The sequence below is a fragment of the Rhizobium johnstonii 3841 genome (assembly GCF_000009265.1).
Taxonomy (GTDB): domain Bacteria; phylum Pseudomonadota; class Alphaproteobacteria; order Rhizobiales; family Rhizobiaceae; genus Rhizobium; species Rhizobium acaciae.
Window position 1 is genome coordinate 1509665 of the sequence record NC_008380.1, and the last position, 18860, is coordinate 1528524.

17 protein-coding genes are annotated in these 18860 nt (G+C 61.7%); 7 read left to right on the plus strand and 10 right to left on the minus strand.

All coding sequences use genetic code 11. From position 1 onward, the window contains the following. Positions 1-91: 91 nt before the first annotated feature. A complete protein-coding gene (locus tag RL_RS40985; RefSeq protein ID WP_041936236.1) occupies positions 92-1198 on the minus strand; it encodes a methyl-accepting chemotaxis protein in 1107 nt (368 codons plus the stop codon). 73 nt (positions 1199-1271) lie between these two features. On the opposite strand from RL_RS40985, the gene RL_RS40475 reads away from it, so the two are divergent. The 3 genes from RL_RS40475 to RL_RS07525 all read left to right on the plus strand — a co-directional run bounded on the left by RL_RS40475 (position 1272) and on the right by RL_RS07525 (position 3601). Continuing rightward, positions 1272-1412, plus strand: a complete 141-nt coding sequence (locus RL_RS40475) for a hypothetical protein (protein WP_225510318.1) — start codon at positions 1272-1274, stop codon at positions 1410-1412. A 132-nt stretch (positions 1413-1544) separates the two neighbouring features. After that, positions 1545-2483, plus strand: coding sequence for a DMT family transporter (locus RL_RS07520; protein ID WP_003546796.1), 939 nt, complete (start codon positions 1545-1547; stop codon positions 2481-2483). 245 nt (positions 2484-2728) lie between these two features. Then, on the plus strand, positions 2729-3601 hold the full coding sequence (locus tag RL_RS07525; protein ID WP_028741501.1) for a hypothetical protein: 873 nt from the start codon (positions 2729-2731) through the stop codon (positions 3599-3601). Here RL_RS07525 and RL_RS40090 read toward each other — a convergent pair whose 3' ends face one another. From RL_RS40090 to RL_RS07550, 6 genes are all read right to left on the minus strand, one after another. Next, the gene (locus RL_RS40090; protein WP_165422410.1) at positions 3602-3760 is read right to left on the minus strand and encodes a hypothetical protein; all 159 of its coding nucleotides are present in this window, start codon (positions 3758-3760) and stop codon (positions 3602-3604) included. Between the two features lie 44 nt (positions 3761-3804). Next, positions 3805-3996 carry a hypothetical protein gene (locus RL_RS07530; protein ID WP_003546802.1) on the minus strand — a complete coding sequence of 64 codons (192 nt, stop codon included), beginning with the start codon at positions 3994-3996 and terminating at the stop codon, positions 3805-3807. 131 nt (positions 3997-4127) lie between these two features. Beyond that, positions 4128-5027, minus strand: coding sequence for a uracil-DNA glycosylase (locus tag RL_RS07535; protein WP_011651149.1), 900 nt, complete (start codon positions 5025-5027; stop codon positions 4128-4130). 69 nt (positions 5028-5096) lie between these two features. After that, positions 5097-6389: an Hsp70 family protein gene (locus RL_RS07540; protein WP_011651150.1), complete on the minus strand. Its 1293-nt coding sequence runs from the start codon at positions 6387-6389 to the stop codon at positions 5097-5099. Between the two features lie 220 nt (positions 6390-6609). Continuing rightward, entirely contained in the window at positions 6610-9726 is a 3117-nt protein-coding gene (locus tag RL_RS07545; RefSeq protein WP_011651151.1) for an efflux RND transporter permease subunit, read from the minus strand. Beyond that, a complete protein-coding gene (locus RL_RS07550; RefSeq protein WP_011651152.1) occupies positions 9723-11030 on the minus strand; it encodes an efflux RND transporter periplasmic adaptor subunit in 1308 nt (435 codons plus the stop codon). The genes RL_RS07545 and RL_RS07550 overlap by 4 nt, the downstream gene beginning before the upstream one ends. A gap of 289 nt (positions 11031-11319) precedes the next feature. Here RL_RS07550 and RL_RS07555 point away from each other — a divergent pair, with 289 nt between their 5' ends. Beyond that, a complete protein-coding gene (locus tag RL_RS07555) occupies positions 11320-12198 on the plus strand; it encodes a phosphotransferase family protein (RefSeq protein ID WP_011651153.1) in 879 nt (292 codons plus the stop codon). Between the two features lie 9 nt (positions 12199-12207). Here the strand turns inward: RL_RS07555 and RL_RS07560 are convergent, their stop codons facing one another. Continuing rightward, positions 12208-12996: an SDR family oxidoreductase gene (locus RL_RS07560; RefSeq protein WP_011651154.1), complete on the minus strand. Its 789-nt coding sequence runs from the start codon at positions 12994-12996 to the stop codon at positions 12208-12210. 251 nt (positions 12997-13247) lie between these two features. Between RL_RS07560 and RL_RS07565 the strand changes: the two genes are divergently transcribed. Then, complete coding sequence (locus RL_RS07565; protein ID WP_011651155.1) at positions 13248-14912, plus strand: electron transfer flavoprotein-ubiquinone oxidoreductase; 1665 nt, start codon at positions 13248-13250, stop codon at positions 14910-14912. A gap of 136 nt (positions 14913-15048) precedes the next feature. After that, positions 15049-15663, plus strand: a complete 615-nt coding sequence (locus tag RL_RS07570; RefSeq protein WP_011651156.1) for a L,D-transpeptidase — start codon at positions 15049-15051, stop codon at positions 15661-15663. Positions 15664-15760: 97 nt separating this feature from the next. Here RL_RS07570 and RL_RS07575 read toward each other — a convergent pair whose 3' ends face one another. After that, positions 15761-16666 carry a DMT family transporter gene (locus tag RL_RS07575; protein WP_011651157.1) on the minus strand — a complete coding sequence of 302 codons (906 nt, stop codon included), beginning with the start codon at positions 16664-16666 and terminating at the stop codon, positions 15761-15763. A 145-nt stretch (positions 16667-16811) separates the two neighbouring features. On the opposite strand from RL_RS07575, the gene RL_RS07580 reads away from it, so the two are divergent. Further along, complete coding sequence (locus RL_RS07580; protein WP_003546825.1) at positions 16812-17285, plus strand: Lrp/AsnC family transcriptional regulator; 474 nt, start codon at positions 16812-16814, stop codon at positions 17283-17285. Between the two features lie 24 nt (positions 17286-17309). Here RL_RS07580 and mgtE read toward each other — a convergent pair whose 3' ends face one another. Next, positions 17310-18683 carry a magnesium transporter gene (gene mgtE / locus RL_RS07585; protein WP_011651159.1) on the minus strand — a complete coding sequence of 458 codons (1374 nt, stop codon included), beginning with the start codon at positions 18681-18683 and terminating at the stop codon, positions 17310-17312. Between the last annotated feature and the right edge of the window lie 177 nt (positions 18684-18860).

The following is an 18860-nucleotide window of genomic DNA, read 5'->3' on the forward strand; positions in this document are numbered from 1 at the left end:
CTAAACTTAAAGCAAATTGCCCGCGAACACCAAGTTCGCGGGCAAAATATCTCATTGGACATGGATGAACGCCACCGGCGCAAGATGAGTGCTACTTCAGGTTGAGGGCGGCCTTGATCGTCGCGTCGTTTTCCGTCTGCTGCACGACGACGCCGTACCAGCCGAGCCCGTCGTAATCCTCGTAACCGAGAGTGCGCGCGAAGGCGACGATCGAGCCATTATTGTCGTAGTAGCTGCCTTTTCCCTGGCCGGACGGATTGGCGAGCGCGAAATGGGAAAAGAGCAAGGCGGGATTGGTGGTGGCGATGACCCGGCTCTTGCCGTCGAGCAGCATGACCGTCGTTCTTTCCGCCAGCTGCGGTGGCAGGTTCGCCTCCTTCTCGACGATCGCCTGGCCCTGGTTCTGCCAGTCGAAATAGACGCCGAGCGTGCCGACCAGCCGCCCGTCGAGCTTGCCCTCTTCGCGGATGCCTGTGGCATAAACGAGCGCATGCCTGGCGTCGTGGAGCGGGCTCGCTTTGACATCATCGACGATATAAGCGTCGCCGGAGGAGCAGGCCGACGCCGCGCGGAACCACGGATCACCGGCAAGGCTCGTGCCTGCGATCTTGCGCTGGAACTTGGGATTGGCGGATGCGATCACCTTGCCCGAGAGATCGGTCATGACGAGATCGAGATAGACGGTGTAGAAGCGGTTGATGGCGCCGAGACGCTCCGCCGCAAAGGCGACGGTTTCACGGGCTGGATTCTGCAGCGCCTGCCAGAGCGCCGAATCCGTCGCCCACCAGCGCACATCGGCCGTGCGCTCGAAGAGATTGCGGACGATGAGCTGCACCAGCGTCTGCGCCAGATCGGTGAGGCGAACGCCCTCCATCTCCTCGACCAGCGAATCGGCCATGGCGCGGCTGAGGCCGATGCGGCCCAGCACGTTGCTCTCGAACCTGCCGGTAATGTCGGTTGCAATTTGCGCCAGCCGCTGCACCTCGTTGGCAACGACGGCAAAGCCCTTTCCGGTCTCGCCGGCTCTGGCCGCCTCGATCAGCGCATTGATCGCCAGCAGCTTGATCTGCTTGACGATATGGGTGTTGTCGGCGCTGAAGCGCTCGAGGTCGGTGCTGATGCCGTCGGTGACGACGCGCATGGAGCGCGGTGTCGCATTCTGCGACTGGGCAATGGTTTCGGCGCTAAGCGGCTTCATCAAGTGGGATCCTGAAACGAGCGGGCAATTATTTGTGCGGTGAAGAAAATTTCGAGATCAGCGATAAAAAACGATGCTTGCCTATGGTTTTCAATTGGTTAACGCCGAGCGCCGCGAGATGAACATTTTGGGGGTGAATGGCTCAAATAGGGAAATTTCAGAGCGGTGGCGCGCAATCAGCACGGTTGAACCCGAACTGACGGCGATTCTGTGATTCTCTCATATTGCTTGCGGTTTTTTCGCCAATCGGGTTTTTCTTTCGCTACGATGGGTGACGTCACCTGCTGCGTTCCCGAGTCGAACGCGTCTCCCCGTTCCGGTTAAGTCAGTATCAAGAGCCAGGATCATGCACTCGGTTCTCAGAAACCCGATGAGAGGCATTGCGCTGAAAGTCTCGTCGGTCGTGGTCTTCCTGGCCATGCAGACCTTCATCAAGCTGGCGGGCTCGGACATCCCGCCGGGTCAGGTCACCTTCTGCAGGTCGTTCTTCGCGCTCTTCCCGATCATGGCCTATCTGGCCTATAACAGGCAGCTGCGCGCCGCCTTCTACACCGCCAATCCAATCGGTCACCTGAAGCGCGGCACGATCGGCATCTTGTCGATGGCTTTCGGTTTCTACGGGCTGCTGCATCTGCCGCTGCCGGAGGCGATCGCGCTCGGCTATGCGCTGCCGCTCGTCGCCGTCATCTTCGCTGCCGTTTTTCTCGGCGAGACCGTGCGCATCTATCGCTGGAGCGCCGTCCTGGTCGGCATCGTCGGCGTCGCCATCGTTTCCTGGCCGAAACTCACGCTGTTTCGCGACGGCGGCATGGAAGCAGAACAGGCCGTCGGCGCGCTCTGCGTGCTGCTGTCTGCCGTTCTCGGCGGAGTGGCGATGATCCAGGTGCGCCGCCTCGTCGAGGAAGAGAAGACGGCGACGATCGTGCTCTATTTCTCGATCACCGCCTCGGTCTTCTCGCTGGCTTCTCTTCCCTTCGGCTGGCTCATCCTGGCATGGCCGACGGCGCTCTATCTGATCGCCGCCGGTTTTTGCGGCGGCGTCGCGCAGATCCTGCTGACGGAAAGTTACCGCCATGCCGATGTCTCCACCATCGCGCCGTTCGAATATACGTCGATCCTGCTCGGCGGCATTGTCGCCTACTTCGTCTTCGGCGACGTGCCGAGCGTGACCATGCTGATCGGCACCGTCATCGTCGTCGCCGCCGGCATCTTCATCATCTATCGCGAGCATCAGCTGGGCATCGAGCAGAGAGAGGCGCGCAAGGCCACGACGCCGCAAGCCTGACGCCTGCAAGCGCATGTTTATCAAGGTTTTAACGCAGGGATTGCGGCGGCTTTAAACTTGCGCTCAAAGAGTGAAAAGAATGGTGAATTCTTGGGATACCGTCGGCCTGGGGAATATGATTGTTGAACATGAGAGAGTATCATTTATTCCAAACTGTGCATGTCTGAATGGTCGCTGATGCCGGAGGAGCTCTCGGTGTCGTTGCTCCGAACGCTGGCCGGCGAGCGGGGGTGGAGAAAAGCATAATGGCATTCACAGCGGAGCAATTGGTGGGGAACTCTTCCTTTCTGATGAGCATTCGCTTTTTGGCTGGGCAGATGCGCGGCATGTTCGATGCCGGTCCGCGGCTGGCGCGACTGCTCGCCTCCCATCAACGCTGGCTTCTGACCCAGACTGCCTATGCCCTCCACCTGGAATATGATCCGCGCGACCCGACGTCGGGTTTCACAGCCGTGCGGCTGACCGGGCGCATCACCGCGCACAAGGTGGCGAGCCGTAACACCGTGCTCGCCTTCATCGAAGAACTCTATACCTACCGCTTCATAACCCACACGCCCGGCGACGAGCGGCGGCGGCCACGTCATTTCGAGCCGGCCGACGTCAGCCATCAGGGAATGTTTGCCTGGCTTTTTTCCAATCTCGGCGCGCTCGACCTGCTCGACGGCGGTCAAAGGGCCGCCTTTTTCCAGGCAAATCCATCACTGATGCGGCTCATTCAGCCGCGCATTGCCCGCCATTGCCTCGAAGATGCCGCCTGGCGCGAGCCGCCGGAGCAGGTGGCGCTCTTCCTCTGGACGGAAGCCGGCGGCCTCGTCGTCGACAACTTCATCGCCCGGATGGCTATGGAAAGCAGCGAGCCGAAGAGGCTGTCCGTCGGCCGTGTCGAAACCCGCGCGCTCGCGGCCGATTTCATGATGTCGCGCACCCATCTGCAGCGGCTGTTGGCAAAAGCGGCGCAACGCGGCTGCGTCGGCTGGCAGGACGAGCCGCGCAAGACGCACCTTTGGATATCGCGGGATTTCGTCGAGGAATATTGCGCCTGGCAGGCGGTCAAGTTCGCCTATGTCGACGAAGCCTTCGAATGGGCGAAGGCCCAGATCGAGGAAATGGCGGTCTGATCAGAGAACGATGGCTGTAGCGCCTGCGTCAATGCGCGTGCCGGCATCGGCCGGCTTGACCGAAAGCTCGCGCTCATATTCCCGCGCGGCGCAGACGGCAACGCGGATATGTTCGAATGTTTCGATGTTGCGCAGAAGCGATATCAGGATCGTCGACATGTTGGGTACTCTTGACACGAAAGGGCAGGCGAAGTGCCTGCCGCTCAATATTGCTGGAAGTCCGAAAAAATGGCGTTCGGGCGCGCCGTGCGGCTGTTGATGCCGGTGCCGCGGGCGATCATCTGTTCGTTCGTGGCAAAGCCGAAACGGCTGTAGCCTTGAGTGGAACGAACCTGGTCGCCGGCGAGGCGAAGGGTTTCAAACCCGCTATGGATAGGACGAAAACGTTTGTTCATGGCCTTGGTTCCTGTGATTCCTCCCAAGACACAGCTGATATTGCGATGCAGCATAGATTCCGCAATGCATCACGGCGGGATGCAGCCATGCGAAAATCGCATAGATTGATTCACAAATTATTCAACTTTGGCTAATTTCTAAGCAAAGAGAGGGACTTAAGCTTCGCTTGAAAGGCGAGCAGGTCGTTCCAGGCCAGCCGCTTGTTTACAGGTGCGGTTAACAGATCCTGCGGATGCAGGCTGGCTATGGCAGGAATGACACAGTCCGCAGCGGCAATCTCCTTCCAACGGCCGCGCAACCCGTGAATCGTGTCATTTTCGCCAAAGAAGAAACGCGCCGAAAAATTGCCGAGAAGCAGGATCGCCTTCGGTTCGGCAAGTGCGATCTGCCGCTCGATGAAGGGTCGGCAGATGTCCATTTCCGCGGCCGAGGGCGCACGATTGCCAGGTGGTCGCCAGGGGATGACCTGCGTCAACAGAATGGCTGAGCGGGTCAGCCCGATCGCCGCCAGCATCTTGTCGAACAGCTGGCCGGATTTTCCCGAGAAGGGCATGCCCTCGCGATCGTCTTCGGCGCTCGGCGCCGAGCCGATCACCATGATCCCGCTTTCGGCATCGCCGCTGGCAAAGATGGTCGAGCGGGCGCTGTGCTTGAGGTTGCAGCCGTTGAAGGATTCGATCGCGGTCTTGAGCTCGACGAGCGATCGCGCGGTTTCGGCGACGAAGCGCGCCTGCTGCACCGCCTCGCCATCCGGGATTGCCGGTTGCGGACCGGACGCTGCGCGTTCGGCAGGCGCTGGGCGCACCGCTGCATTCGGGCGCACCTGTGCCTGACCTGGGGCAGGGCGTTCTCCAGCGGCGGGACGTTGCTGCTGCGCCTGTGCCGCCGGGCGGCGGGCGGCCTTCATCGCCTCGAACTCGGCGAAGCGGTCGATCGCCTCTTCCTCCAGCAGCCATTCCACGCCGGCATCGGCATGGAAATGCAGAAGCGCTGCGAGCTCGGCTGGGGAAAGGTCGTTGGCGGAGATCATGCGGGCAAGCTTAGCGGAGTGACAGGGGCATTGAAAGGGCGGGCGGCCGATTGCCCGACCTTGCCGGCTCTATTGCACAGTCCATTGCGCGATGTCGTCGCGTTCGCCGATCAGCGCCAGGCCATGGGCGATCGACAGCAGCTCGCCGCCGCTTTCGATCCGGTCGCGCTCGAAGCGTTCGGTAAAGATGCGGCGCACCGCCGGCACGAAGGAGGTGCCGCCGGTCAGAAACACCTTGTCGATCTCCGATGGTTTCGTCTCGGTCTTGTCGAGCACGTCGTCGAGCGCGCCTTCGATACGGGCGAGATCATCGGCGATCCAGCCTTCGAAGTCGCTCCGCTTGATGCTGCGATGTCCGCTGCGGCCAAGCGGCGCGAAATCGAAAGGCGCCTCTTCTGCGGCCGAGAGCGCCATCTTCGTCGCCGACACCGCCTGATAGAGCGGGTAGCCCTCGTCATGATCGATCAGGTCGATGAAGATTTCGAGCTTTTCCGGTTCCAGGCTGGTGCGCACCAGCTTCTTCAGATCCTCGAATTCGCGCGTCGTCTTGAAGATCGACAGCTGATTCCAGCGGCCGAAGCTGGAATAGTAGTTGGACGGCACTTCGAGGATCTTGTCGAAGCTTTTGAAATGGCTGCCCTTGCCGATCAGCGGCGCGACGATGTTGTCGATCATCCTGTAGTCGAAATGGTCGCCGGCGACGCCGACGCCTGAATGGCCGATCGGCGTTGCCGTCAGTCTGCCGGCGACGGTCTCGAAGCGGATCAGCGAATAGTCGGTCGTGCCGCCGCCGAAATCGGCGACTAGCACGGTGGCGTCCTGCTTGAGGTTCTGCGCGAAGTAGAAGGCGGCGGCGACCGGCTCATAGACATAGTGGATTTCGGGAAAGCCGAAGCGCGACAGCGCCTCGTTGTAGCGCTCGGTCGCCAGCGCCGGATCGGGGCTGGCGCCGGCAAAATGCACCGGCCGGCCGGTGACGATGCGGCTGACATCCGAAGGCCAGTGGTCGCCGGCATAGTTGCGCAGGCGCCTGACGAAAATCTCCATCAGATCTTCGAAATTATGCCGCTTGGCGAAAATCAGCGTGCCCTGGAACAGCGCGCTCGCCGCAAAGGTCTTGATCGACTGCAGAAAGCGACATTCGCCGGGATTGTCGATGAATTGGCGGATCGCCGCATGGCCCGCTTCCACCTTCAGCGCCGAAGCGCCGAGCTGGGCATCCTTCATGAAGGAAAGCGCCGTGCGCATGCTGTCTGCCGTACCTTCCGTGCTTGTGAACGCCATCGAGCGCGTCGCCCCGCCATCTGCCATGGCGAGAACCGTATTCGTCGTGCCGAAGTCGAAACCCAGCGCCTGAGCCATGCCCGCACCTCTTCATGCCGATTGTTATTGGAGACGGAGCATCGCTCCGCGAAGGGGCGTAAGCACGCCCCGGAATCAGGAGGGCGGGTGATGCCACAGGGGCGTGACATATTCAAGAGGAGCAGAAGTTGATGTGATCGCGGGCGCACTTCTTCTCCCGGTTAGAAGAAGAAGTGCGTCGCAAGGGTCAATCGGCAATGTCGAATTCAGAGGGCCGTCATCACTCGGCGGCCATCGCCCTTGCCTCTTCCAGCTGCGGCTCCTCGACCTTCTTGTGGCCGATCAGGCGGCCGAGGAAGTTTCCGAAGCGGTCCATCTCGACGAAGATGACCGGGGTGATGAAGAGCGTCAGCATCTGCGAGACGATCAGGCCGCCGACGACGGCGATGCCGAGCGGCTGGCGCAGTTCCGAGCTTGCGCCGGTGCCGAGCGCGATCGGCAGGGCGCCGAGCAGGGCACAGAAGGTCGTCATCATGATCGGCCGGAAGCGTCGCACGCAGGCCTCGTGGATCGCCACCGTCGCCTTTTCGCCGGTCGTTCGCATGGTCTCCACCGCCACGTCGATCATCATGATCGCGTTCTTCTTGACGATGCCGATCAGCATCAGCAGGCCGATAAGGGCGATGATCGACAGGTCGAAGCCCATGATCTTTAGCGCCAGCAGCGCACCGAATGCCGCCGCAGGCAAACCGGAAAGGATGGTGAGCGGGTGGATGAAGCTCTCGTAGAGCACGCCCAGCACGACATAGATGGTCAGCACCGCCGCCAGGATGAGGTATGGCGTATTGCCCTGAGACTGCTCGAAGATCTGCGCTGTACCGCCATAGGAGGTGAAGACGTCGGCCGGCATGCTCATTTCCGTCTTGATCTGGTCGATTGCCGCCGTCGCGTCGCTGAGCGAGACGCCTTCCGGCAGGTTGAAGGAAACGGTGGTCGAGACGAGCTGGCCCGTCTGGTTGATTGTCACAGGCCCGACCGTGCGCTCGACATGCGCGAAGTTTGAAAGCGGCACCAGGCTGCCATTGGCCGAGGCGACACGGATCTCCGAGAGCTTCTGGTCGTCCCAGGGCTTGCTGGTGTCGTATTCGACGATGACGTCGTAGCTGTCGCCGGTCGACTGGATTTCCGCCGCTGCATATCCGCTGAAGGATTCCTGCAGCGTCGTGCGCAGCGTGTCATTGTCGATCCCGTAGGCGGCTGCCCGCTCGGTATCGATGACGATATTGGCCTGCAGCGCGTTGTTCTGCGCGTCCGACGTCACGTCCGTGAAGAGGCGATCCTTGCGCATCGCCGCCTGGATCTTGCCGGCCCAGAGGTTGGTCTGGTCGGCGTTCAGTGCCTGCACGACCAGCTGATATTGGCTGGCGGTCTGGCGGCCACCGAAGCGCAGGCTCTGGTTCGGCGTCACGAAGGCCTGCAATCCGGGGATCTTGTTGATCGCCGTGCGCAGTTCGCGCAGCGTCTGGTCAAGCGGCGCACGTTCCTTCTTGTCCTTGAGTTCGACGAACATCGAGCCGTTGTTTTGTGGCTTGTTGGGGTTGCCGCCGATCGTCGACATCACGTGGTTGACCGCTGGGTTCGCCTTGACGACGGCTGCCGCCTGCTGCTGCAGCGCCGCCATGGCGGTATAGGAAATGTCCTGCCGGGCCTGCGTGCTGATCGTGAGGCGGCCGATATCCTCCTGTGGGAAGAAGCTTGTCGGCAGCGTCATGAAGAAATAGATCGTCAGTGCCACCGAGGCGAGGAAAACGCCGAGGATCGTGGGGCGGTGGCGAAGGCACCAGCCGACAGCCCTGTCATAGCCGCGCAGCGTCCGTTCGAAGCCGGCATCGAAGATGCGGATGATGAGCGGCGGGCGGCTCTGGTGGTTGGACAGACGCGAGGCGAGCATCGGCGTCACGGTCAGCGAGACGATCGCCGACGAGATGATGGCGATGGCAACCACCATGCCGAATTCGTTGAACACGCGGCCGACAACGCCGCCCATCAGCAGGATCGGGATGAACACCGCGATCAACGAAACCGACATGGAGATGATGGTGTAGCTGACTTCGCCCGCACCCTTGATCGCCGCTTCCCGCACGGGCATGCCTTCCTCGACATGGCGCAGAATGTTCTCGAGCATGACGATGGCGTCATCCACCACCAGCCCCACCGCGAGCGTTAGCCCGAGCAGCGAGATGTTGTCGATACTGTAGCCGAGCACATACATCATGCCGAAAGTCGAGATCAGCGACAGCGGAACGGCAAGCCCGGGAATGATCGTTGCTGTCGCATGGCCGGTAAAGAGGTAGATGACGAGAACGACGAGGCCGATCGTCAGCAGCAGCGTGAACTTCACATCGGAGATGGCATCGCGAATCGGCTTTGCGGCGTCATTCATGACGACCGTGTTGACGGAGGGCGGGATTTCGGCGTGAAGCTGCGGCAGCTTGGCGTTGATCGCATCGACGACATCGACCGTGTTGGCATCCGGCTGGCGCTGGATGGCGAGGATGATGCCGCGTTGGCCGTCGTACCAGCTGCCGGTATATTGGTTCTCGACACTGTCTTGCACATCGGCAATATCGCCGAGGTGGATCGGTGCGCCGTTCGGATTGGCAATGACGAGCGAACGGAATTGTTCGGCGCTGGTGCGCTGCGTGTTCGCCGTGATGGTCATGCTCTGCGAATTGTTCTGCAGCGTTCCCACAGGCTGCTGGCTGTTGGCGGCAGCAAGCGCCTTGTTCACGGTGTCGATGCCGATGCCGCGGGTCAAAAGCTTGTTGGGATCGACCTCGACGCGCACGGCATAGGTCTGCGCACCGTAGACGCTGACCTGGGCAACGCCGGGAAGCGTCGAAAGCGACGGCGAGATGATGTTCTCGGCGATGTCGTCAAGCTTGCTGCGCGGCATGGTGTTGCTCTGCACCGAGAGCAGCATGACAGGCGCATCGGCCGGGTTCGTCTTGCGATAACTTGGCGGTGTCGTCAGATTGTCGGGCAGTTGCCGGGTCGCATGCGAGATCGCGGCCTGCACATCGGCTGCGGCCGCATCGATATTACGACTGAGGTCGAACTGCAGCACGATGCTGGTGCTGCCGAGCGAACTGGAGGCGCTGATTTCGGTGATCCCGGGAATGGTCTCGAACTGCTTGATCAGCGGCGTCGAAACCGAGGTCGCCATCGTCTGCGGCGAGGCGCCGCTCAACTGCGCCGAAACGTTGATGGTGGGAAAGTCGACCTGCGGCAGCGCTGCGACGGGTACGAGCTGATAACCGGCAAGACCGGCCAGAATGACGCCGATCGCAAGCAGCGTCGTCGCGACGGGGCGCTGGATACAGAAATTCGGGATCATTGCTGAGCTCCCACCGCGATTGTCTCGGAGGGCTGCTGTTGCCGAAGCTCTTCGGCGGAGGCGACATCAAGCGCCTTTTCGTCGAACTGCTCGTTGATCGCCTGCTGGTCGTTGAGCTGGCCCTGGCCCTCGACGACGACGTGATCGCCTGCCTGAAGACCTGATTCTATGGCAGTGAAGCCGCCATTTGCGCGGGCAACGGTGACGGCCGTCAGATGCGATTTGCCGTCCTTGGCGACGAAGGCGAAGAAACCCTCCGGGCCGGGGCTGACGGCAACCGTCGGCACCACCACCTGCTGTTCGTCATTGTTGAAATGCACGACGATGTTGACCGATTGGCCGGGCCAGAGCGCGCCGGAGGCATTCTCGAATTTCGCCTTGGCAAGGATCGTGCCCGAGGCGGTGTCGACCGTATTGTCGTAGAAGCTGATCTCACCCTTTCGCACTTGCCCCTTGGTGGAGTTGGGGGCGGTGCTGACCTCGACCGGACCGCCTGCCAGAGCGCTCTTCAGCTCCCGCAGGTAGCGTTCCTGCAGGTGGAATTTCACATAGATCGGATCGTATTTCGCAATAGTGACGATTGCCGCGCCGGCGCTGAGGAAAGCGCCCTTGCTGACAACAATATCGCCGAGCCGGCCGTCGAAGGGAGCGCGGATGTCGGTGTGCTCGAGCAAGATCTGATCGGAAGCCAGCGACGCCTTGTCGGCGTCAACAGTGGCTGCAGCGGTATCGCGGGCGGCGACCGCCTGGTCGAGGCTCTGCTGGGTGCCGGCCTTCTGGTTGAAGAGATCCTGCGCGCGCGTCAATGCGGTCTCGGCTTCCGAAAGGGTTGCCGCGTCGCGCACAATCATCGCATTGTCCTTGTCGACGGTCGCCTTGGCCGTCCGGTCGTCCAGCTTGGCGATCAGGTCGCCGGCTTTGACGGTCGCCCCGTCCTGCGCATCGATGCTGACGATCAGGCCCTGTTCCTGCGCGGCAATGGTCGTATTGTCATCGGCATCGGCCCAGCCGGTCGCCGTCACATCCATCGGCAGCGTCGTTTTCACGGCTGCAACAGTCTTGACGACGGTTGGGCCGCCGCCGCCGCGTCTGCGCCCGCCGCCCTGATGTTGGCCACCGTCTTGCGCCTGATTGGCCTGCTGATCGGCCTGTGCCTGCTGCCCGCCGCCATTGCCGCCGGCCGGCTGCTTGATGAACTGCGAGAGGTAAGGAATTCGGGAGGCATAAGGGATCATATTCCCGAATTGCCAGACGCCGATGGCGGCAATTGCGATAACGCTGACGGTGATCCAAAATTTCTTCATGAGCGAGAACCGGTCTTGAGCAAGGTTGCAAATTTTATGCTCTGATTGAGCTGCTTATATTGCGGCGCAAAAAAGACATAATTCCCGGTGCGCGATCACTAAGTGGTTATAACGGCTTAAAATTTTGTAATGAATATTCCGTAATATTCAAACTATACTAATATAGAGCCAGTGTAATCCGATGCCGTCCGACGGCGGCGGCGCGGGTGGTGCGCCCGGCAACGATGCCGACCCGTATGCCGTCCATCGCGCGGGAAGAATGCGGAAAAACTAGAGAAGGCAGATCGTCATGACCGAGTTGGACGCCAGCCAGTTTCGCTCTCTCATAACGAGCATATATCCTGAACTCACGGCCTCCGTCTTCAGGCTGGCGGCGAAGGGCTGGGATTCGCTTGCCGTCGACGTCGACGACACGCTGATCTTCAAGTTTCCGCGCCATCCAAGTGCGGAAAGAGCGCTTGTGAAGGAAGCCGCCTTGCTCGATGTCGTTCGGCCGTCGCTGTCGATGGCGGTTCCCGACATGCGCATTCACGACGGGCCGCCGATCTTCTCCAGCCATGCCAAGCTCGACGGCGAACATCTCATTGCCGAAGATTACGATGCGCTTGGCGAAGGCGATCGTCAGCGCCTCGCGGAAGATCTCGCGCGTTTTTACGCCGAGTTGCATGTGCTCGATGCCGATCGCATACGGTCGGCCGGTGCAGGGGCTATCCGGCCATGGCAATCGCCCGAGACGGCACGAACCAAGGCTTTGCCGCTGCTGCCGCCCGACATCAGGAGCTTTGCGCAGGCCATTATTTCGGATTTCGAAGCCTTGCCGCCCGACCCCTACGGCAACATCTACGGCTTCTTCGACGGTCATGGCTGGAACATGGCCTTCGACCATGCGCAAAGGAGGCTGAACGGCATCTATGATTTCGCCGATTCAGGCTTCGGCCCGCTGCACCAGGAATTCATCTACTCGAACTTCATCTCGCCCGATCTGACCGCGCGCATCATATCGGCCTATGAAATGCTGACCGGACGCAGGCTCGACCGGCGCCGCGTTGCGATCCTGACCGGCTTCCATCGTCTGTCCGAGCTCGCCGAACTTGCGGACGATCCGGCGAACGTCGAACAGATGATCCGAAGTGTGGCGACATGGGCGGCGGCTGCCCGCGTCGGCTGAGAGGGAATGTCAGACGGATCGTGCCGCGCCGCCATCGCAGCGGATGAGCGAGCCGGTGATGTAGCTTGCCGGTTGGCTGCAGAGGAAGGCTGCGGTTGCGGCGAATTCCTCGACCCTGCCGTAGCGGCCGACCGGAATGCGCGCTTCCTTGTCGGTGCGGATCTCCTCGAGGCTCTTGCCGGTCCGCTTTGCCGCAGCCCCGTCGAGATCGTCGAGCCGCGCGGTCAGGATGCTGCCGGGCAAGAGCAGGTTGGTGGTGACGCCGAAGCCCGCCACTTCGGAGGCAAGCGTCTTGCTCCAGCCGGCAAGGGCCGGGCGCAGCGTATTCGACAGCGCCAGATTGGCGATTGGTTCGATCACGCCGGACGAGGCAACCGTCAGGATGCGGCCCCAGCCCTGCGCCTTCATGCCGGGCAGCAGCGCATTGGTGAGCGTGATCACCCGCGCGACCATGGAGAGGAAATAGCTTTCGAGCTTTTCGCCCGTCATGTCCTCCGTCGTGCCGGGCGTTGGTCCGCCGGTATTGTTGACGAGGATATCGAGCCCGCCGAACCTCTCCTTCACCGCCGTCGTCACCATCTCGACGAAGCGTTCGTCCCCGAGATCGGCCCAGATCCAGTCGGCCCGGCCTTTGCCTTCGGCATTGATCGCCTTGCAATTGGCCTCCAGCTGTTCGCCGCTGCGCCCGCAGAGCAGCACGTTTGCGCCCTCCCGCGCCAGCGCCACGGCGATGCCGAGGCCGAGGCCGCGCGAAGAGGCGAGGACGAGTGCCCGTTTGCCCTTGATGCCGAGATCCATGATTGTCCTCCGATAGCTTTGAGCGATGTATAAGGCGCAAGCGGCGGAAAAGGAAAGGGCATGTAACCGGTTCGGCAGCGTTTGATAATTGACGTTGACGTAAGCGTTATGTAATTCTTTCCCACGAGGCCTCATCATTGTGCGAATTGGAAGATTGGCTGTCGTATCCCGGCTCGACAATGCTTTCTCGTTTTGACAAGAAAGTGCCATGACGGGATGACGGCCGCGTGCCGCCAAGCGGAGACGAGTGAATGACCGAGACGACTGAGCTGCCAGAACGCGAGAGCATGGAATTCGACGTTGTGATCGTCGGCGCCGGTCCTGCCGGTCTTGCGGCGGCGATCCGGTTGAAGCAGGTCAATCCGCAACTCTCCGTCGTCGTGCTGGAGAAGGGCGCGGAAGTCGGCGCCCATATCCTCTCGGGCGCCGTCGTCGATCCGATCGGCATCGACCGGCTGCTGCCCGGCTGGCGTGACGAGGCCGATCATCCGTTCAAGACCAAGGTCAGCGCCGATCACTTCCTGCTGCTCGGCCCCGCCGGCTCTGTTCGCCTGCCGAATGTGCTGATGCCGCCCTTGATGAACAATCACGGCAACTACATCGTCTCGCTTGGGCTCGTCTGTCGCTGGCTGGCGACCAAGGCCGAAGAACTCGGCGTCGATATCTATCCGGGTTTTGCCGCAACCGAAGTACTCTACAATGAAGAGGGCGCCGTCATCGGGGTCGCGACCGGCGATATGGGCATCGAGAAGAACGGCGAGCCCGGCCCGAACTATACCCGCGGCATGGAACTGCTCGGCAAATATGTGCTGATCGGCGAGGGGGTGCGCGGCTCGCTCGCCAAGCAGTTGATTGCCAAGTTCGATCTTTCGAAGGACCGTGAACCGCAAAAATTCGGCATCGGCATCAAGGAGCTCTGGCAGGTCAAGCCGGAAAACCATCGGCCAGGCCTGGTGCAGCATTCCTTCGGCTGGCCGCTCGGCATGAAGACCGGCGGCGGCTCCTTCCTCTATCACCTGGAAGACAATCTGGTGGCCGTCGGCTTCGTCGTCCACCTCAATTACAAGAACCCCTATCTCTATCCTTTCGAGGAGTTCCAGCGCTTCAAGACCCATCCGGCGATCCGCACCACCTTCGAGGGCGGCAAGCGGCTGTCCTATGGGGCGCGTGCCATCACCGAGGGCGGCTACCAGTCGGTGCCGAAGCTTTCCTTCCCCGGCGGGGCGCTGATCGGCTGTTCGGCCGGTCTGGTCAACGTGCCGCGCATCAAGGGCAGCCACAATGCGGTGCTGTCGGGCATGCTGGCGGCCGAGAAGATCGCCGCCGCGATCGAATCCGGCCGCAGCCATGACGACGTGATCGAGATCGAGAATGAATGGCGCAAGGGCGATATCGGCCGCGACCTCAAGCGTGTCCGCAACGTCAAGCCGCTCTGGTCGAAGTTCGGCACCGCGCTCGGCGTGGCGCTCGGCGGCTTCGACATGTGGACCAACACGCTGTTCGGCTTTTCCGTCTTCGGCACGCTGAAGCATGGCAAGACGGATGCCCAGTCGCTCGAACCTGCCTCGATGCACAAGCCGATCGCCTATCCGAAGCCCGATGGCGTCTTGACCTTCGATCGCCTCTCCTCGGTGTTCCTGTCGAACACCAATCACGAGGAGGACCAGCCGGTGCATCTGCAGGTCAAGGACATGGCGCTGCAGAAGTCGTCCGAGCATGACATCTATGCCGGTCCGTCGACGCGCTACTGTCCGGCCGGAGTCTACGAATGGGTGGAAAAGGACGGCAAGGACGTCTTCGTCATCAACGCCCAGAACTGCGTGCACTGCAAGACCTGCGACATCAAGGATCCCAACCAGAACATCAACTGGGTGCCGCCGCAGGGCGGCGAGGGGCCGGTCTATCCGAATATGTGAGACCGGATTATCCCCACCGCGAAAATTCTTGCGTGCTGACGCCTTCGTGATCGCCTTCTGCCGGAGGCTGTTAGCCGTTCGTTAACCATAATTTCCTTAGCTTGCGACATCAAGTTGACGCACTAAGGACACATTCATGACGATCTCCCGCCGGGGCTTTCTGATCGCTCTGCCGCTTTTCGTGGCCGGCTGCTCTTCGACCGTTCTGAACAGCCAGACGAATTATGCCGCACTTCCGGACGAAAAATTCCCGTTGAAGCAGGTGCCGATCGACAAGATCAGGCCGGAGCTCCGCCGCCAGGAAGTGGCCTACGAAACCACGCATGCTGCCGGCACCGTGATCGTCGATACACCCGCGCGGCGCGCCTATTACGTCCTCGGCGGCGGCAGGGCGATGCGTTATGGCGTCGGTGTCGGCCGCGAGGGGCTGGCCTTTGCCGGCAACGCCTATATCGGCCGCAAGGCCGAGTGGCCGAGCTGGACGCCCACCGAAAACATGCAGCGCCGCGAAGAGCGCTATCGCAAGCTCGCCGGCGGCATGCCGGGCGGCCCGAACAACCCGCTCGGTGCGCGGGCGATGTATCTCTTTCGTGGCGGCAACGACACGCATTTTCGCATCCACGGCACCAACCAGCCGCAATCGATTGGTCTTGCCATGTCGAGCGGCTGTGTCCGCATGATGAACCACGATGTGATTGACCTCTATAGCCGCGTCGAAGTCGGCGCCAGGGTCGTCGTCATCCAGGCCTGACGTGTTCGTCCCAAGCTCGGTAAGGACGCTGTCTTCATGAAAAAGCCGCCGCAGCGATGGCTGCAGGCGGCTTTCCATCTGCTGTTGGTGTTGGATTTCAGCGGCGTGGCGTGGCGATACCCGTCGAAAGCGCCACACCGATGCCGGTGATCACGGCGGCGCTGATTTCCGTCATGCCGATCGCTTCGCCAAGCAGCAAGCCGCCGCCAAGCGTCGCGAGCACCGGCGTCAGCGCCGTGAAGGCGGCGGCCTGTGTTCCACCGAGTGTTCTGACGGCGGTGCCGTAGGCGACCATCGCGACGAGGCCGGAAAGAACGCCCTGGCTCAGCACCTGCAGGCCGATCTCCGGGAGAGTAGCCTGTGGCAGCGAGACGCCGAAGACGAGGGCAAGCGTGCCCATGATCAGGAACGACCAGACGGCGATCAGGGCGCTCGCCTGGACGGCGGTCAGACCGGAGCGGCGAAAGGCATGCGTATAGCTTGCCCAGAGAACGGCGCCAGCCGGCAGCAATACGAAGCTGGTCCATGGCAGCGAGGCGTCTGCAAGGCTGCGCGTGAGCAGGATCAGCACGCCGGCAACGATTGCGATAAGCCCGGCGATGCGTGTGCCGTCAGGTCTTTCGCGAAACAGCGCAATCCCGATCAGCGCCGCGGCGAGCGGCATCGAGCCGCCGAGAAGAATCCCCGAAGAGGCCGCCGGCGTGGAATGGATTGCCAGGGTGGTCAGCAGGAAGAAGACGGCGCCCGAACCGGACACCATGATCGCCAGCAGGTGAAGCGGCAGGCCCTTCGGCAGCAGTCCGGTCTTCAGCCAGACAGGCGAAAGCACCAGCGCCGGAATTCCGAAGCGGATCAGCCCGATATCGATCGAGCCGAGGGGCGTTGCGGCGCTGTGGCGGGTGACGAGAAACCATGTCGCCCAGATCAGCACGGTAATGGTGCCGCCGGCATAACCCAGCACCTGCGACGGCGACTTGTCGTTTGTAAATGCAATGGTGGTCATCGTCTCGATCCTTTCTTCCGTCCGGAGCCTGTCCGGTTGAAGAAAAGATTAGCGCCAGAGGCCAAGGCATGTCCTTGCTATCTATGGCTCTAAAATATTGCTATACGCAATCTTCTGCCAATTGACGCCGACAGGTATCGCGAAAATGCCAAATCTCGACAAATTCGATATCGCCATCCTGAAGTGCCTGCAGGAGGATGCGCGCGCCACCAATGTCGAAATCGCCGAGAAGGTGAACCTCTCGCCGTCGCCCTGCCTGCGCCGCATCCGCAATCTCGAACGGTCCGGCATCATTCGCGGCTACAGGGCGGATATCGACCGCAAGGAGGTTGGTCTCGGCCTCACCGTTTTCGTCGAATTCAAGGTCGTCCATCACAGCCGCGAGAATTCCGAGGCGCAGCAGAAGGCGCTGCTTGCCATCCCCGAGATCGTCTCCTGCTTCCTGATTTCGGGTACTGCCGATTTCCTCGCCGAAGTGGTGGTGGAGGATCTCGCCGCCTATGAACGGCTTCTGACGGAAACGCTGTTGACCTTGCCGAATGTCAGCGACATCCGCTCGAACTTCGCCATCCGCAGCATCAAGACGCATGGGCCGTTGAAGCTGCCCGAGGGAAAATAATTCCCCTCGGGGCTTGCTTGCGGGTTAGAGCAGCGTCCCGCTGAGGATGAGCAGCGCCACCGAGAAGTAGATGACGAGCCCGGTGACATCGACCAGCGTGGCGACGAAGGGGGCTGACGCGCTGGCCGGATCGAGCCGGAGCTTCTGCAGCACGAAGGGCAGCATCGAGCCGCATATCGAGCCGAAGGTGACGATCCCGATCAAGGCGGCAAACACCGTGACGGCGACCATCTGCCAGTGCGGGCCGTAATCGTAGAGCCCGGCCGACTGCCAGAAGACTATGCGGATGAAGCCGACCAGGCCGAGAATCGCGCCCAGCACGATGCCCGTCGGCAGTTCGCGCAAAAGCACCTTCCACCAGTCCGAAAGCTTCAACTCACCGAGCGCAAGCGCCCGGATGATCAGCGAGGTCGCCTGCGAACCGGAATTGCCGCCCGAGCTCATGATCAGCGGGATGAACAGCGTCAGCACCACGGCCTTTTCCAGCTCGCCTTCGAAATGCTGCATGGCGCTTGCCGTCAGCATCTCGCCGAGGAAGAGCGCAGCGAGCCAGCCGGCGCGCTTGCGGATCATGCCGGCGAAGCTGATCTTCATGTAGGGCTGGCCGAGCGCCTCCATGCCGCCGAACTTCTGGGCCGCTTCCGTCGTGTCTGAGATCATCGTGTCGATCACGTCGTCGACGGTGACGATGCCGAGAATCTGCCCCTGTTCGTCGGTGACGGGCAGGGCGAGCAGGTCGTGTTTGCGGATCAGCCGGGCGACATCCTCCTGCTTCATCAGCGGATTGGCCGAAACCGGCGCGCCCTTCTGTGCCACCGAGAGGATTGAAGCCTCGGGCTCGCCGGTGATGAGGCGACGCAGCGTCACCACATGCAGCAGCGCATGGCTGACCTCGTCCAGCACATAGATGGCGTAGACGGTCTCGCGCGAGCGTTCGACCTGGCGCACATGGTCGAGTGTACGGGCGACGGTCCAGCTGTCAGGCACGCTGACGAACTCCGTCGTCATGATGCCGCCGGCCGTGCGCGGCGGATAGCCCATCAAGTGCTGGATCGCAATGCGCACCGGTTCGTCGAGGCTGGAGAACAGCCGGGCGCGGGTCTCGCCGTCGAGCTCGAGCAGCACGTCGGCGACGCGGTCGTTCGACATGCCGTGCAGCAGCCGTGCGGCGTCTTCGGCGCTGATCAGCGCAAGAATCTGTGCGGCGTTGCGAAGCTCCGGCCGGTCGAGGATGTTGACGGCATAGTCCAGCGGCATGCCGGTTAGTACACGTCCGGCGTCCTGTACGCTGAGCGCGTTCAACGCTTCGACGCGTTCGGCGATCGTTGCGCCGCGGCTGTTGTTGATGAAGGCACGGGCGGCATGGCCTGCCCGAAGAGGGAAGCGATTGATATTCATTTGAGGCTCGCCTTTCCGTCGATCCGCCGTAGCGTCCGATCGGGCGAGCCGACAGGAGTCGGTCAGCGCACGAGGGCCGCGTACGGCAAAGGCAATCGACTACTACTGTCGCTTGGCATCGTTATGATGGCTCCGTTGAAATCCGTGGCTGACGAGCGTCATCCACGTGAATGCTAG